The sequence below is a fragment of the Pseudomonas sp. FBCC-B1565 genome, from assembly GCF_059133265.1.
Genome location: NZ_CP101438.1, coordinates 4,930,499 through 4,945,332 on the forward strand (window position 1 = coordinate 4,930,499; position 14,834 = coordinate 4,945,332).

The 14,834-nt window shown below is 62.8% G+C and carries 14 protein-coding genes; 7 read left to right on the plus strand and 7 right to left on the minus strand.

Features of this window, described 5'->3' with window-relative positions:
- Window positions 1-4: 4 nt before the first annotated feature.
- Together NL123_RS22820 and pobA are read right to left on the minus strand one after the other, a co-directional pair.
- Window positions 5-1,522, minus strand: a complete 1,518-nt coding sequence (locus NL123_RS22820) for an MDR family MFS transporter (RefSeq protein ID WP_494356409.1) — start codon at window positions 1,520-1,522, stop codon at window positions 5-7.
- 66 nt (window positions 1,523-1,588) lie between these two features.
- The gene (gene pobA, locus NL123_RS22825) at window positions 1,589-2,773 is read right to left on the minus strand and encodes a 4-hydroxybenzoate 3-monooxygenase (protein ID WP_494358335.1); all 1,185 of its coding nucleotides are present in this window, start codon (window positions 2,771-2,773) and stop codon (window positions 1,589-1,591) included.
- Window positions 2,774-2,962: 189 nt separating this feature from the next.
- Between pobA and NL123_RS22830 the strand changes: the two genes are divergently transcribed.
- Window positions 2,963-3,841: a helix-turn-helix domain-containing protein gene (locus NL123_RS22830; protein WP_494356410.1), complete on the plus strand. Its 879-nt coding sequence runs from the start codon at window positions 2,963-2,965 to the stop codon at window positions 3,839-3,841.
- Here the strand turns inward: NL123_RS22830 and NL123_RS22835 are convergent.
- Both NL123_RS22835 and NL123_RS22840 read right to left on the minus strand, forming a co-directional pair.
- Window positions 3,834-4,010: a hypothetical protein gene (locus NL123_RS22835; protein WP_248486954.1), complete on the minus strand. Its 177-nt coding sequence runs from the start codon at window positions 4,008-4,010 to the stop codon at window positions 3,834-3,836. The two genes, NL123_RS22830 and NL123_RS22835, sit on opposite strands and share 8 nt — an antisense overlap.
- 354 nt (window positions 4,011-4,364) lie before the next feature.
- Entirely contained in the window at window positions 4,365-5,270 is a 906-nt protein-coding gene (locus tag NL123_RS22840) for a LysR family transcriptional regulator (RefSeq protein WP_248486952.1), read from the minus strand.
- A gap of 104 nt (window positions 5,271-5,374) precedes the next feature.
- On the opposite strand from NL123_RS22840, the gene NL123_RS22845 reads away from it, so the two are divergent.
- Window positions 5,375-6,241, plus strand: a complete 867-nt coding sequence (locus tag NL123_RS22845; RefSeq protein ID WP_494356411.1) for an MBL fold metallo-hydrolase — start codon at window positions 5,375-5,377, stop codon at window positions 6,239-6,241.
- 34 nt (window positions 6,242-6,275) lie between these two features.
- The gene (locus NL123_RS22850; RefSeq protein WP_494356412.1) at window positions 6,276-6,890 is read left to right on the plus strand and encodes an NAD(P)-dependent oxidoreductase; all 615 of its coding nucleotides are present in this window, start codon (window positions 6,276-6,278) and stop codon (window positions 6,888-6,890) included.
- Window positions 6,891-6,935: 45 nt separating this feature from the next.
- On the opposite strand, the gene NL123_RS22855 is transcribed toward NL123_RS22850, so the two are convergent.
- Window positions 6,936-7,808: a LysR substrate-binding domain-containing protein gene (locus NL123_RS22855; RefSeq protein ID WP_494356413.1), complete on the minus strand. Its 873-nt coding sequence runs from the start codon at window positions 7,806-7,808 to the stop codon at window positions 6,936-6,938.
- Between the two features lie 111 nt (window positions 7,809-7,919).
- On the opposite strand from NL123_RS22855, the gene NL123_RS22860 reads away from it, so the two are divergent.
- From NL123_RS22860 to NL123_RS22875, 4 genes are all read left to right on the plus strand, one after another.
- Window positions 7,920-9,545 carry a 5-guanidino-2-oxopentanoate decarboxylase gene (locus NL123_RS22860; protein WP_494356414.1) on the plus strand — a complete coding sequence of 542 codons (1,626 nt, stop codon included), beginning with the start codon at window positions 7,920-7,922 and terminating at the stop codon, window positions 9,543-9,545.
- Complete coding sequence (locus tag NL123_RS22865; RefSeq protein ID WP_494356415.1) at window positions 9,542-10,984, plus strand: aldehyde dehydrogenase family protein; 1,443 nt, start codon at window positions 9,542-9,544, stop codon at window positions 10,982-10,984. The genes NL123_RS22860 and NL123_RS22865 overlap by 4 nt, the downstream gene beginning before the upstream one ends.
- A 189-nt stretch (window positions 10,985-11,173) precedes the next feature.
- Window positions 11,174-12,361, plus strand: coding sequence for a cyanate transporter (locus tag NL123_RS22870; protein ID WP_494356416.1), 1,188 nt, complete (start codon window positions 11,174-11,176; stop codon window positions 12,359-12,361).
- A 137-nt stretch (window positions 12,362-12,498) separates the two neighbouring features.
- Complete coding sequence (locus tag NL123_RS22875; protein WP_248486938.1) at window positions 12,499-13,434, plus strand: LysR family transcriptional regulator; 936 nt, start codon at window positions 12,499-12,501, stop codon at window positions 13,432-13,434.
- Window positions 13,435-13,437: 3 nt separating this feature from the next.
- On the opposite strand, the gene NL123_RS22880 is transcribed toward NL123_RS22875, so the two are convergent.
- Window positions 13,438-13,800, minus strand: a complete 363-nt coding sequence (locus tag NL123_RS22880; protein WP_248486936.1) for a 5-carboxymethyl-2-hydroxymuconate Delta-isomerase — start codon at window positions 13,798-13,800, stop codon at window positions 13,438-13,440.
- A gap of 55 nt (window positions 13,801-13,855) precedes the next feature.
- Window positions 13,856-14,779, minus strand: a complete 924-nt coding sequence (locus NL123_RS22885; RefSeq protein ID WP_071488956.1) for a LysR substrate-binding domain-containing protein — start codon at window positions 14,777-14,779, stop codon at window positions 13,856-13,858.
- Window positions 14,780-14,834: the final 55 nt, after the last annotated feature.

Genomic DNA, 14,834 nt, shown 5'->3' on the forward strand with positions numbered 1-14,834 from the left:
ACGCTCAGCGTGCCTTGTCTTCGCGGCCGCGCAGCACCCGGTTGGGCATCGCGATTGCGGCCGCGAGCCCCAGCAGCGACACCGCCGCACTCACCATCAACAAATGCCGGAAGGTCACCGCCAGCTCCCCGCGCAGGGCGTCCTGCGCCGGGCCGGGGGCGGCGTTGAGGCCGTCGAGCAGCACATTGCCGGAACTGCCCTCGGCCACCAGCGCGCCGCTGGCCAGGTGGGCGAAGCTCGAGTCCTGCAACAGCGCCAGCAACAGCGCCGACATGCACGCTACCCCGACTGCTCCGCCGAGGGAGCGGAACAGGTTGGTGGTGCTAGTGGCGACGCCGATGTCGCGTTGTTCCACCGAGTTCTGCGTACCCACCAGCGAAGTGGGGAATTGCATGCCGGCGGCGATCCCGCACAGCAACATGAACATCGCCGTCAGCCCCACCGCCTGGGGCGCGCTCAAGGCCATGCCGAGAATCGCAAAGGGACTCAGCAAGGCGCCACTGAGGATCATCGGTTTATAACGGCCGGTCACCGAGGTCATGCGCCCGGCAAAATAGGCGCCCATTGGCAAGCCCATCGCCAGGGGCAGCAGGTGCAGGGCCGCGCTGTCGGCCCCCGAGCCGGTCACCGTCTGATAGCGCAGCGGCATCAGCACCGTCAGGGAAATCGCCTGGAAGCTGGTGAAGAAAATCGTGCACCAGCACAACACCGCGCTGCGGTTGGCGAACAGATGCATCGGCAACAACGGCTCGCGTGCACGCCGCTCATGCCAGACAAACACCGTCAACGCCACCAGCGCACACGCCAGCAAGCCCAGCACCGAGTCACTACGCCAATGCTGGCCCTGGCCGATTTCGGTGATGCCCAGCAGCAAAGCGGTGAGGCCGATGATCATCAGCAACGTGCCGAGGTAATCGATGATCGGCTTACGCTGCGGCACCGGCAGCCCCACCAGGGTGCGATGGGCCACGTACCAGGCGCCGGCGCCCAGTGGCAGGTTGATCAGGAACACCCAGCGCCACGACAGGTACTCGGTCATGTAGCCGCCGAGTACCGGCCCGGCCACGCTGGCCACCGCGTACATGCTGCTGAAATAGCCCTGGTAGCGCCCGCGTTCGCGGGGCGGGATGATGTCGCCGATGATCGCCTGGCTCACCGAGATCATGCCACCGGCGCCGATACCCTGGAGGATCCGCGCCAGCACCAGTTGCTCCATGCTTTGCGCCATGCCGCAGAACAGTGAGGCCAGGGTGAACAGGCCCATGCCGATCAGCATCATCGGCCGGCGCCCGTACAGGTCGCCAAGCTTGCCGTAGATCGGCACCGCCACGGTCATCGCCACCATGTAGCCGGAGATGACCCAGGCCAGCAGGTTGACGTCGTGGAACCGGGCGGAAATTGCGGGCATGGACACGGCGACAATGGTCTGGTCCAAGGCCCCCAGGAAGATCGCCATCATCAGTGAGGCGAGGATGCTGCGCACAGCGGGCAGCGGCGGAACAGGCTGATTGAGGTGCGTCACGGCAAGACCTTCGAGCAGGGCCCGCGGGAAAAGGCGGCCCGCGGGAATGCTCGATACGATAGCAGGCTATTCGATAGCTTCGTAAGGAAGCCCGACGTAATTTTCGGCGATGGTCTTGCGCCCGGCCTCGGAGTGGATGAAGTAATCGAGCTCACTCTCGGCGATGCGCTGGCTGAAGCCATCCGCCTCGGGAAACTGATGCAGCATCGAGGTCATCCACCAGGAAAAGCGCTCGGCCTTCCACACCCGCCGCAGGCAGATGGAGGAATAGCGTTCGAGCAAATCCACCCGCCCCTCGCCATAGACCTTGAGCAGAATCCGATACAGGGTACTCACGTCACTGGCCGCCAGGTTCAAGCCCTTGGCCCCGGTAGGCGGCACGATATGCGCCGCATCGCCGAGCAGAAACAGGCGCCCGTACTGCATCGGCTCCACCACAAAGCTGCGCAGCGGCGCGATGCTTTTTTCGATCGACGGGCCGGTCACCAGGTCGGCTGCAAGGTGGCTGGGCAGGCGGGTTTTCAGTTCGTCCCAGAAGCGCGCATCGGACCACTCATCAAGCGCCTCCTCCACCGGCACTTGCAGGTAATAACGGCTGCGTGTCGGCGATCGCATGCTGCACAAGGCGAAGCCACGCGGATGTTTGGCGTACACCAGTTCAGGGTGAACCGGCGGCGTATCGGCGAGGATACCCAGCCAGCCGAAGGGGTAGACCCGTTCGAAAACGTTCAGTGATTCCGCGGGGATCGACTGGCGCGCAACCCCGTGGTAGCCATCGCAACCGGCGATGTAGTCGCACTCCAGGCGGAAGGCTTCGCCCTGATGTTTGAAGGTCAGCCAGGGCCGATCACTTTTGAGCTCGTGGGGTTGCACGTCATGGGCTTCATACAGGGTGATGGCGCCCGCGGCAGCACGGGCGGCCATCAGGTCGCGGGTGACTTCGGTCTGGCCGTAGATCATGACCGTCTGGCCGCCGGTCAGCGCCTTGAGGTCGATGTGGGTCAACTGGCCATTGAGCGCCAGCTCGAAGCCCTCATGCACCAGGCCTTCGTTGTCCATGCGCTGGCTGACGCCCGCCTGCCGCAGCAGGTCGACCATGCCTTGTTCCAGCACCCCGGCACGGATGCGGCCTTGTACGTAATCGGCGCTCTGGCGCTCGAGGATCAGAGTCTGGATACCGGCGTTGTGCAGCAGTTGGCCGAGCAACAGTCCGGAGGGACCGGCGCCAATAATGGCGACTTGGGTTTTCAGCGTTTTCATTATTTTTATGGCCCGCAAGTTCCACTCGAACGGATTGAGTGAAAGAGTTGTCATTGGTCTTGTTGCTGACATTTTTCACTTGAGTGGCCGGCATAAGAAGGTGAAAACTGAGCCAAAGCCTGCGCTTTTTGCCAATCGGGGCGATTACCGCACCACTCTCCTGAGTATCGGATTGAAACCATGACCAAAACCGCGATTCCGGTCTTCAAGCTTTACGGGGAACACCAGCAATGGCCGACGCCCGATTTGTTGCACTGCGAAACCATTTCCCGGCGCAGTCGGGAATACCAGTGGGAAATCCAGCCCCACCGGCACGCGGATCTGTGCCAGTTGCTGTATGTGCACAAAGGTCAGGCACAATTGGAAATCGAAGGGCAGCGCACCACGCTGAACGAAGCGACGCTACAAGTCCTGCCGCCGCTGTGCGTGCACGGTTTTCGGTTTCCCGAGGATGTCGAAGGCTACGTGGTAACCCTTGCGGCGCCGCTGGTCAGCCACCTGCAGGCACAACTGGGCTCGACGGTGGACGGCTTGCAGTCCCTGGGCAGTTACCCGGCGGGCAAGGACAGTGAGTACCTGAACAGCCAGTTCGCCCGCTTGCAGAATGAATACGCCGACGAACAACCGGCCCGGGACATGATGATGCACGCGCTGGTCAGCGTATTGCTGGTGTGGATCAGCCGCCAGGCCATCCAGAAACGCCACCCACGGGCGCCGAGGGGGCGTGAATACTTCCGCCGCTTTACCCAACTGGTGGAACAGCATTACCGCGAACACCCGAAGATCGAGGACTTGGCCCACAAGCTCGGCATCTCGGTCTCACACCTCAACGGCACGTGTCGGGAACTGGGTGGGCAGCCTGCGCTGCAGATCATGCACGACCGCCAATTGCTGGAAGCCAAGCGCCTGCTGACGTACACCAGCATGACCATCAATGAAATGTCGGAAGTGCTGGGTTTTTCCGACCCGACCAACTTCTCGCGGCTGTTCCGCCGCCGGGTCGGGTTCTCACCCAAGGCGTTTCGTGAGCAACTCAAGGCTGAACAGCCGGTTACCTGAGCGCACTGAAACTGCCGGTATGGGGTACGCATTGGTCCTGATGGCAGCTGATCGCAAAGGTCGGCTGCATACGGGTCTGCTCCACACGGAAGGCAGCAGTCCCGTAAAGCGCGCTGGCGATGGCGCACAGGGTGACAATCATCAGGTACTTTCTGGTTTTTATGCTCATGGCACAGACCTCTGCGGATCTACACGGTGCTGTTTAAAGCATAGGTCAACCAGGGCGAGTTGCCATTATCGGACGACATTCAACAGGTTTATGTCGCCCTACAGACCCAGCCCTTTCAAGGTCTTTAGGTAGAGCTGGAAGTACCGCTGTGGCGAGCGGGCTTGCCCCGCGTTGGGCTGCGAAGCAGCCCCAAAACCAGCGCCAAAGAGTGCCTGACCCACCGCATTCCTCCTTCCAGGGTCGCTTCGCAACACAACGCGGGGCAAGCCCGCTCGCCACCGTTGCAGTGTTCGTCTTATGGGAGGGTATTAGCCCGATATGACCGGTTTTTTAAAGACTTTGAAAGGGCAGGTCCTACAGACCAACGTCCCACGCAGGTTCCTCCGGAAACCTCAGCACCAGAAAATCCAACAGGCTGCGCAGCGCCGACGGCATGTGTTTGCGCGACGCATACACCGCGTAGATGTTCATCTGCCGGGGCTCGGCGTCGGGCAGCAGGCGCACCAGTTCACCCCGGCGGATGTAATCACCGGCCTGGTAAGTGGGCAGCATCGACACGCCGGCCCCGGCCAGCGTCACACGCAACAAGGTGCTGGCCTCGTTGGACGTGATGTTGCCGGTGATGGGCACCGAGACGTGCTCACCCTGCTCTTCAAAATGCCACAGGCTCTTGCCGAAATAGGAATGGGTGAGGCAGTTGTGCCCGGCCAGGTCTTCGACTTTCTGCGGGGCCGGATGGGCCAGCAGGTACGCCGGCGAGGCGCACACCACCGAGCGGCACAGGGTCAGGCGCCGGGCGATGAGGTTGGGGTCCAGGTCGTTGCTGGTGCGAATGGCCAGGTCAATGCGCTCATCCACCAGGTTCACCGTGCGGTCGAGCATTTGCAGGTCGACGGTCACCAACGGGTAACGCTTGACGTACTCGGCGATGGCCTCGGCCAATTGCGCCTGGCCGAACGAGGTGCTGACGCTCAGGCGCAGCAGGCCACGGGGCGCGTCATCGGGCTCGCTGACGGCGGCCTGCATATCGCAGCACAGCTCCAGCAATTGTCGACAGCGCGGCAGGGTTTCACCGCCCGCTGCCGTAAGGCTGAGCTTGCGCGTGGTGCGGTGCAGCAGGCGCGCGCCGACCCAGTCTTCCAGCTCGGCCAGGTAGCGCGACACCACCGGGCGCGACAGGTCCAGATGATCGGCGGCGGCGGACTGACTGCCCAGGTCCACCACGGTGACAAACACGCGCATTGCTTGGAGACGGTCCATGATTTGCCCGATTTCAGAAACAAACTATGTCCCAGCATCGCATTTTTAGTCTGGTTTTGTGCAACTAAGCTCTGTGCATCCTTTACCGATGCTGGAGCTGCCCGATGTTCTCCCCCCTCAAGCGCCTGACCCTGGCCACCGCCGCCTTGGCCTTCGCCGCCCACGCGGCCGCCGCCGAGCTGAAGCTGGACGTGTACAACCCGGGCGACGCCGCGATCTTCCCGGTCACCTCGGTGCTGGTCAGCGGTGCCAAGGATGCGATCCTGGTGGACGCCCAGTTCGGCAAAGGCCAGGCCGAACAACTGGTGCAGAAGATCCGCGCCAGCGGCAAACACCTGACCACCATCTACATCAGCCACGGCGACCCGGACTACTACTTCGGCCTCGACACCCTCACCACCGCCTTCCCCGACGCCAAGGTGCTGGCGCCGCAACCGGTGGTCGATCACATCAAGGCCACCGTCGCCGGCAAGCTTGAGTTCTGGGGCCCGAAAATGGCTGCGGACAAGCCAGCCAAAACTATCGTGCCGCAGGTCCTCGAAGGCCACAGCTTGAGCCTGGAAGGCCAGCAACTGGAGGTAATCGGCCTGGACGGCCCACAGCCGGATCGCAGTTTTGTGTGGATCCCGTCGCTCAAGGCCGTGGTCGGTGGCGTGGTCGTCGCCGAAAACATTCATGTGTGGATGGCCGACACCCAGAGCGCGCAATCCCACAAAGACTGGCTGGCCACCCTGCAACGCATTGAAAACCTGAAACCGCGCACCGTGATCCCGGGTCACTACCTGGGTACGCCGTCCGTCCAATCGGTGAAATTTACCGCTGACTACATCAAGGCCTTCGACGCCGAAACCGCCAAGGCCAAGGATTCCGCCGCCCTGATCGCGGCCATGAAAAAACGTTACCCGACCCTCGGCGACGAAGGCTCGCTGGAACTGAGCGCCAAAGTCGCCAAGGGCGAAATGAAGTGGTGAACCGTTTCAAACCTTAACCGTACTGGAGAACGTCATGAGCAAGATCGCAATCATTGGGGCCACTGGCCGGGCCGGTAGCCAACTGCTGGAAGAAGCTCTGCGTCGCGGGCATAACGTGGTGGCCATCGCACGTAACACCGACAAGCTGGCGGCGCGCCCTGGCGTTACCGTCAAGCAGGTGGATGCCCTGGACGCAGACGCCCTGCAACAGGCCATCAGCGGCAGTGACGTGGTGATCAGCGCCGCGCACTTCGCCACCCTGCCGGCCAGCGCGGTGATCGGGCCGGTGAAGAAAGCCGGAGTGAAACGCCTGCTGGTCGTGGGCGGTGCCGGTTCGCTGTTGCTGCCGGGTGGTGGTCGGGTGATCGACAGCGCGGGTTTCCCGGCTGAGTACAAAGCCGAAGCCAGTGCAGGCGCAGCGTTTCTCGACACGCTGCGTCAGGTAAAGGAACTGGACTGGACCTTCCTGTCGCCTTCGGCGGAGTTCGTCGAGACCGAGCGCACCGGGCAATTCCGCGTGGGCCAGGACGATCTGCTGGTGAGCAGTGAAGGTCGCAGCTGGATCAGCTTTGCCGACTACGCCATTGCCTTGATCGACGAAGTCGAATCGCCGAAGCACTCGCGCCAGCGTTTTACCGTCGGCTACTGAGATTTGGGAGGGGGCTTGCCCCCTCCCACATTTGAAATGTGAGTGTCAGGAGATTCTGGCCTGGCTGACCAACCAATCCATCAAGGCTTCAAGCCCCGCCGAAGGCTCGGTGCCCGGTGGATACACCAGGTAATAGCCCATCCCCGTCGGCACCCGCAGCCCAAACGGCGTCGCCAACCGCCCGGCCTTCAAATCCTCGCCAATCAACGCACGGTCGCCAATCGCCACGCCGGAGCCTTGCGACGCCACCGTCATCGCCAAATCCAGCGTCTCAAAATGATGCCCCTGGCTCAGGTTACTCAGTCGCGTCTTCGCCGCCTTCAACCACAACGCCCAATCCCGCTCATCCCTTGTGGGATGCAGCAGAACCTGTTGCTGCAGGTCTGCCGGTGAGTGCAGAACGCCGAGCATCGCAGGGGTGCAGACCGGGGTGAGTTGTTCGTCGAACAGATGCCGCGCCTCGGCCGACTGCTCGGCGATGGGCGCATAGATCACTGCCGCATCGAATTGCTCGCGGCGAAAGTCCACGGTGTAGGCCACGGTGGTGGTGAGTTCCACCGGCACGTCCGGGCGCTCCTTCTGCCATTGCATCAGGCGTGGCAACAACCAGCGCATCACACAGGTGGAAGCCTTGAGTTGCAGGACCTGGCGGCGACTACCGATCTGCTCCACCGCCTCGCCGATCAGACCGAACACCTGCTGGGCGCGCAACGACCACTCACGCCCCTCCTCGGTCAGGCTCAAGCCCCGCGCCTGGCGCTGGAACAAGGCGTAACCCAAGTGGCTTTCAAGCCCGGCAACCTGGCGACTCACCGCACCCTGGGTGATGTGCAGTTGCTCGGCGGCACGGGTGAAGTTGCAGCACTGTGCCGTGACCCAGAAGGTGTGCAACGCGGGCAGCGGCGGGAGGCGTTTCATAGGGGCGCAGCCATGACCTGAGGACATGGCTAGTATGACTTTTTATCGATTGTTGCCGCTACCGGCCAGCCGGTCCAATAACGCCTTATCTCAACAATAAGAGCGACGTTTATGGCGACCTGCGGCGAAGTACTGGTCAACCTCCTGGAAGGCTATGGCGTGGACCAGGTGTTTGGCATCCCCGGCGTGCACACCGTGGAGCTGTATCGTGGCCTGGCCCGTTCCAACATCCGTCACGTCACCCCGCGCCACGAACAGGGCGCCGGCTTCATGGCCGATGGGTATGCGCGCACCAGCGGCAAGCCCGGCGTGTGCTTCATCATCACCGGCCCCGGCATGACCAATATCACCACCGCCATGGGCCAGGCCTACGCCGACTCGATCCCGATGCTGGTGATCTCCAGCGTGCAGTCGCGCAGCCAATTGGGCGGCGGGCGCGGCAAGTTGCATGAGCTGCCGAACCAGGGCGCGATGATCGCCGGCGTGGCGGCGTTCTCCCACACCCTGATGTCGGCGGCCGAGTTGCCCGGCGTGTTGGCGCGTGCCTTTGCGTTGTTCCAGGCCGGGCGCCCACGCCCGGTGCATATTGAAATCCCGCTGGATGTGCTGGTGGAAAACGCCGACGCGCTGCTGGGCAGCGAGCCGGTCAGCGTGGCACGCGCCGGTGCGGCGCCCTCGGCGGTCAAGCAGATGAGCCAGTTGCTCGCGGCGGCCAGGCAGCCGTTGATCCTGGCCGGGGGCGGCGCCATCGACGCCGCCGCAGCACTCACGCAATTAGCCGAGGCACTCGGCGCGCCGGTGGCCCTGACGATCAATGCCAAAGGCATGTTGCCGGCCAACCATCCGCTGCTGATCGGCTCGACCCAGACCCTGGTCGCCACCCGCGCCTTGGTCGCCGAAGCCGACGTGGTGCTGGCCATCGGCACGGAGCTGGCGGAAACCGACTACGACGTCACCTTCGCCGGCGGCTTCGAGATTCCCGGCGCGTTGCTGCGGATCGACATCGACCCGGACCAGACCGTGCGCAACTATCCGCCGCAGGTTGCCTTGGTAGCCGATGCGCAGATCGCTGCCGAAGCCTTGTTGGATGCGCTCAACAGCAAGCCATTGCCTCCCCGCAACAGCACGTGGGGCGCTGCGCGAGTTGCGTGCCTGTGGGCCGAACTGAACCCAGGCTGGGACGCCGCCACCCGCGCACAAACCCTGTTCCTCAACACCGTCCTGGAGGAGCTGCCCAACGCCGTGCTGGTCGGCGACTCGACCCAACCGGTGTACAGCGGCAACCTCACCCTGAACCTCGACCACCCGCGCCGCTGGTTCAACTCATCCACTGGCTACGGCACCCTGGGCTACGCCCTGCCCGCCGCTATCGGCGCCTGGCTGGGACGCGGCGACGGGCAACCGGTGGTGTGCCTGATCGGCGACGGCGGCCTGCAATTCAGCCTGCCGGAACTGGCCAGCGCCGTGGAGGCGCGCACGCCGGTGATCGTGCTGCTGTGGAATAACCAGGGCTATGAAGAGATCAAGAAATACATGGTCAACCGCGCCATCGAGCCAGTCGGCGTGGACATCTATACCCCGGACTTTATCGGCGTAGCCAAGGCGTTGGGTTGTGCCGCTGAAAGCATCCAGGGCATCGCGCAGCTGCGTGCGGCACTGCGCAGCGCCGCCGATCGCCAGGGGCCAACACTGATTGAAATCGACCAAGGTCTGTGGATGAAGGAGGTGGCGGTATGAGCGCGGTGTTGAACGGGATCTACATCGACGGCGCGTGGCGAGCCGGCCAAGCAGTACTTGAGGTGATCAACCCGGCCACCGAGGCGGTATCGGCCCAGGTCAGCGTCGGCGACGCGACAGCGGTGACCCAGGCGGTCGACGCCGCCAGCGCGTCCTTCATCGAGTGGTCGAACAGCACCGGCCGTGATCGCGCCGCCCTGCTGCGCAAGATCGCCCAGGGCGTGAGCGAGCAGCGCGAACACCTGATGCACCTGCAATCGAGCAACAACGGCAAGCCACTGTTTGAAGCCGCAATTGATGTGGACGATGTAATCGCCACGTTCGAGTACTACGCCAGCGTTGCCGAAGAAATGGACGCCGCTCAGGACCAGCCGGTGGCACTGCCCAGCGATGACTTCAGCGCACGCCTGCGTCGTGAGCCCTGTGGCGTGGTGGGGCTGATCGTGCCGTGGAATTTCCCGATGGTAACCACCGCCTGGAAACTCGCCCCGGCCCTGGCCGCCGGCTGCTGCGTGGTGCTCAAGCCCTCGGAAGTCACGCCGTTGGCCGAGTTGCACTTGGCGCGGATTATCGCCGAGGCCGGCTTGCCGGCTGGAGTGTTCAACCTGGTGTGTGGCACAGGTTTGGCGGTCGGCGCACCGCTGGCAGCGGACCGTCGTGTGGCGAAAATATCGTTCACCGGCAGTAACGCCGTTGGCGTGCAGGTGATGCAACGCGCGGCCGAAACCATCAAGGGTGTGAGCCTGGAAATGGGCGGCAAGTCTTCGCTGCTGGTGCTGGCGGATGCCGACCTGGACCTGGCGGTGGAACTGGCCTGTGGCGGCGGTTTTTTCAACGCCGGGCAGATGTGTTCGGCCACCAGTCGCGTGTTGGTGGCTGACACGCTCGCCGATGAATTCCTGGTGCGTGTGCAGGCACGGGCTGAGGCCATTCGCGTGGCAGACCCGTTTGCCGATGACGTGGAAATGGGTGCGTTGATCAACCGCGCGCAGTATCAGCGGGTGCTGGGGCATATCCAGCGTGGCATCGAAGACGGCGCCCGCTTGCTGTGTGGCGGTGACCGCCCGACGGACTTGCCCAAGGGCTTTTTCATTCGCCCCACCGTGTTCACCGACGTACCCCTGGAAAGCGCGTTGTGGAACGAAGAGATCTTCGGCCCGGTGCTGTGTGTCCGCCGTTTTACCTCTGAGGCAGAAGCGATCACCCTGGCCAACGACAGCGATTTCGGCCTGGTGGCGAGTGTGGTCAGCCGCCATGCTGAAACCGCCGAGCGTGTGGCGAATGCCTTGCAGGCCGGGCTGGTGTGGATCAACGCGCCGCAAGTGATCTTCCCGCAGACCGCGTGGGGCGGTTACAAGCAGAGCAGCATCGGCCGCGAGTTGGGGCCGTGGGGGTTGGCGGCATTCCAGGAGATCAAGCATGTGATCCGCTCTATCTAATGTGGGAGGGGGCTTGCCCCCGATAACGGTGGGTCAGTCAAAGATTTGTTGGCTGACACACTGCCATCGGGGGCAAGCCCCCTCCCACATTTTGACCAGCGCAATTTTTAGATAGACCTAGCGACTTTCTCATTTGCCCCACTCCCCCGCCCATGGCCTGATTCGCCCTTGTTCACTCAAGGGCGTCCCATGGAAACCGTTCACGCAAAACCCACCATCGCCATCTGGCTGATGATCAGTGTCGTGCTGGTCGCCCTCAATCTGCGCCCATCGATGGCGGCGGTCGGCCCGTTGTTGTCATCGATTCGCGGCGATGTGCCGTTGAGTTTCAGCAGCGCGGCGTTGCTGACCATGTTGCCGGTGATGGCCATGGGCTTGGCGATGTTCTTCGGCATGGGCCTGGCCAAACGCTTTGGCGAACACCGCAGCATCGTGGTGTCCCTGCTGGTGATTGGCGGGGCCACGTTGTCGCGGCTGTTCCTCGATTCGGCGCTGGAGTTGATCGTCAGCGCTATCGCGGCCGGCGTGGGGATCGCGATGATCCAGGCGTTGATGCCGGCGCTGATCAAGTCGCGGTTCAGTGACAATGTTTCGCTGTTCATGGGGTTGTACGTCACCGCGATCATGGGCGGCGCAGCGCTGGCGGCGTCGTTCGCACCGTTCGTGCAAGTGCAGACCGGCAGCTGGCGCATCGGCCTGGCGATCTGGGCGGCGTTGGCGGTGCTGGCGTTGGTGTTCTGGTACGCGCAACGCTCGGTGTTGCCGCCGTTGCCGCAAGCCGGTGCGGGCCCGCAGGAGTCGTTTTTCGGCAATGGCCGTGCCTGGTTGCTCGCAGTATTTTTCGGCCTGGGCACTGCGTCCTACACCTGCGTACTGGCGTGGCTGGCGCCTTACTACGTGGAGCAAGGCTGGAGCGAGCAGAACGCCGGCCTGCTCCTGGGCTTCCTGACGGCCATGGAAGTGGTCTCCGGCCTGGTCACCCCTGCCATCGCCAACCGTCGCCAGGATAAACGCGGTGTGGTGACGGTGCTGCTGGTATTGATCATCCTGGGTTTCTGCGGCCTGATTCTCAGCCCGCACCACCTGAGCCTGTTGTGGCCATGCCTGCTGGGCCTGGGCATTGGCGGCCTGTTCCCGATGAGCCTGATCCTGTCCCTCGACCACTTGGACAACCCGCGCCGCGCCGGTGGCCTCACCGCCTTTGTGCAGGGCATCGGCTACCTGATCGCCGGGCTGTCGCCGCTGATCGCCGGGATGATCCGCGATCAGCTGGGCAGTTTCGAGTGGGCCTGGTGGACGCTGACAGCAGTGATCGTGCTGATGCTGCTGATCGTCACGCGCTTCAATCCAAGGCACTACGCACGACATATCCGCTGAGGTCGTGTTGCAAACAGTATTTGTCTCACACCAAACATAGAAACGCCCTACAGAGCTTTCTAATGGCACGCTCGTTCCGTTAAGCTTTTGCGCTGTCTTGTACTGAGTTCGGTACAACAGGTTTACGGACGAAACCGATGCTAAACAGTAACTTGCTCAGAAAGCTCGATATGCAGGACTTGATGGTGTTTATCGCCGTCTACGACCAGAGCAGCGTTACCGAGGTGTCCGAAACACTGTTTGTCAGCCAGTCCACCGTGAGCTACAGCCTGAAGAAGCTGCGCACCAGCTTTGAAGACGAGTTGTTCATCAACACCCGGGCGGGCATGCGGCCAACGTATAAGGCCACCACCATGTACGGGCATGTGCAGAAAATCCTCGAAAGCATCAACCTGTGCCACGCCGGAGGCCAGGCCTTCGACCCGACCCAGAAGGCCGTGACGTTCAATGTGTGCGCGCCGGAATACTTCGAACAGTTGATCCTGCCGCGCTTGTTGAAGCACTTCGACCGTGCCGACCTGCCAGTGATCGTCAACGTGCAAAAGTTGGAAACCGACATCCCCGCCGACGACCTGCGCGAAGGCCGCCTCGACCTGGTGATCTGCTTCGGTCCCAATTTCCACCGCGCCCATAAAGACTTCCGCACCCAGATGCTGCTCGAAGACGACCTGGTCTGTGTGTTCGATAAACGCTCAGCGCCACGGGAACCGGCCTTCAGCCTGCAGTCCTTCGTCGAACGGCGTCATGTGTTCCCTACGCCGTGGACCTCCGACACCAACATGATCGATGGCTGGCTGGCGCGCCAGGCCCACAAGCGCCAAGTGATCGCCCGCGCCAACAGCTACAGCGCAGCGCTGAAGATGATCACCGGCACCGACTTCATCGTCACCTTGCCGCGCCGCGTGCAAAAACTGCTGGCGCCCGCCACCACGTTCGGCCATTGCGAAGCGCCCAACGGCTTGCCGGGGTTCACCCTGGAGATGCAGTGGAATGAAACCAGCGAACAGGACAGCGCCAATACCTGGTTTCGTGAGCAGGTGGTGAAGGTGTGTGCGGATCAGGGTTTGTTGTAAACCTTAGCCGACGGCGACCTTGCTGTAGCTGTCGCGGTCCATATCGACCAACAGGACACTCAGTTGAACCTGGATACCTTCCGGCCAGTCGCCCAGATCCTGCAAGGCTGCCAGCAGGCTTTCCGACAGCTGCTTCTTGACCTGCGGTGAGCGCCCGCTGAGCAGCGACAGCTTCACTGCGATAAACCCACGCGGGTCGAGGGAAGTGCCCACCTGGAACGTCTCGACCTTGACCGCACGGCTTTTGATATCGAACTCGGAACCGAACTGCCCGGACGCCATCAGCACGTTGTTGAGCCGCAACAGGGTCTTCTCGACGGCGAGGCCTGTCAGGTTGGCGGTGTATTCCAGGTGCAGGTGTGGCATGGATTGCTCCGAGTCTTTGGTAGGAAGATTCCTAGATATACCACGGATAAAAGCATCAGGCTTTGCTGGCCAGCCCTCTGTCACTCATAAACGCTTCAAGCCGCGAACGTACCCAGCGCTCAGCCGGGTCGGTGTCCACGTGGCTGAGCCAGACCATCGACAAATCCAGGGTCGGCGTTTCAAACGGGAACGGCTCACAGAACAGGTGGCCCGACACCGCCATGGCCTCGGCGGTGTAGTCCGGCAAACTGGCGATCAGGTCGGTGCCGGCGAGCAAGGCCGGCAGCGCGCTGTACTGCGGCACCGACAGCACCACATGGCGTTTGCGGCCGATCTCCGCCAGCCACTCATCGGCAAACCCCGACACGTTGGCGGTGTGGGACACCAGCACGTGGGGCCGTGAGCAATATTCATCGAGGGTCAGCGGCGTTTCAGACGCATCGGCGCGCAGGATACGCGGACGGATATGGCGCAGCAGCTTGCGCTTGGCATTTGCCGGCAGGCCACGGGTCTGGGTGATGCCGACGGTGATATCGCCGGAGGCCAGCAGGTCGGGAATACGCCAGTAGTCCACATGCTGCACCACAAACACCACTTGCGGCGCTTCCTGGCGCAAGGCGCGCAGCAGCGGCGGCAACAGGCCGAACTCCACGTCATCGGAGAGGCCGATGCGAAAGGTCATGGTGCTGATGGACGGGTCGAAATCGTGGGTCAGGCTCAAGGCCGATGACAACGAATCCAGGGCCGGCGACAGGTGCTGGATGATCTCCTCGGCACGCGCCGTGGGCTCCATGCGGTGGCCGACGCGGATGAACAGCGGGTCGTTGAACAAGGTACGCAAACGGTTGAGGGCCGAGCTGATGGTCGGCTGGCCGAGAAACAGCTTCTCCGCCACCCGCGTCACGTTGCGCTCCAGCATCAGCGCTTCGAACACCACCATCAGGTTGATGTCGGCTTTGCGTAGTTCATTGCGATTCATCGGCGCCTGCCCTTTTCCCCAAGACAAGCCGCAGTGTAGAAAGGCCCGTTGCCGG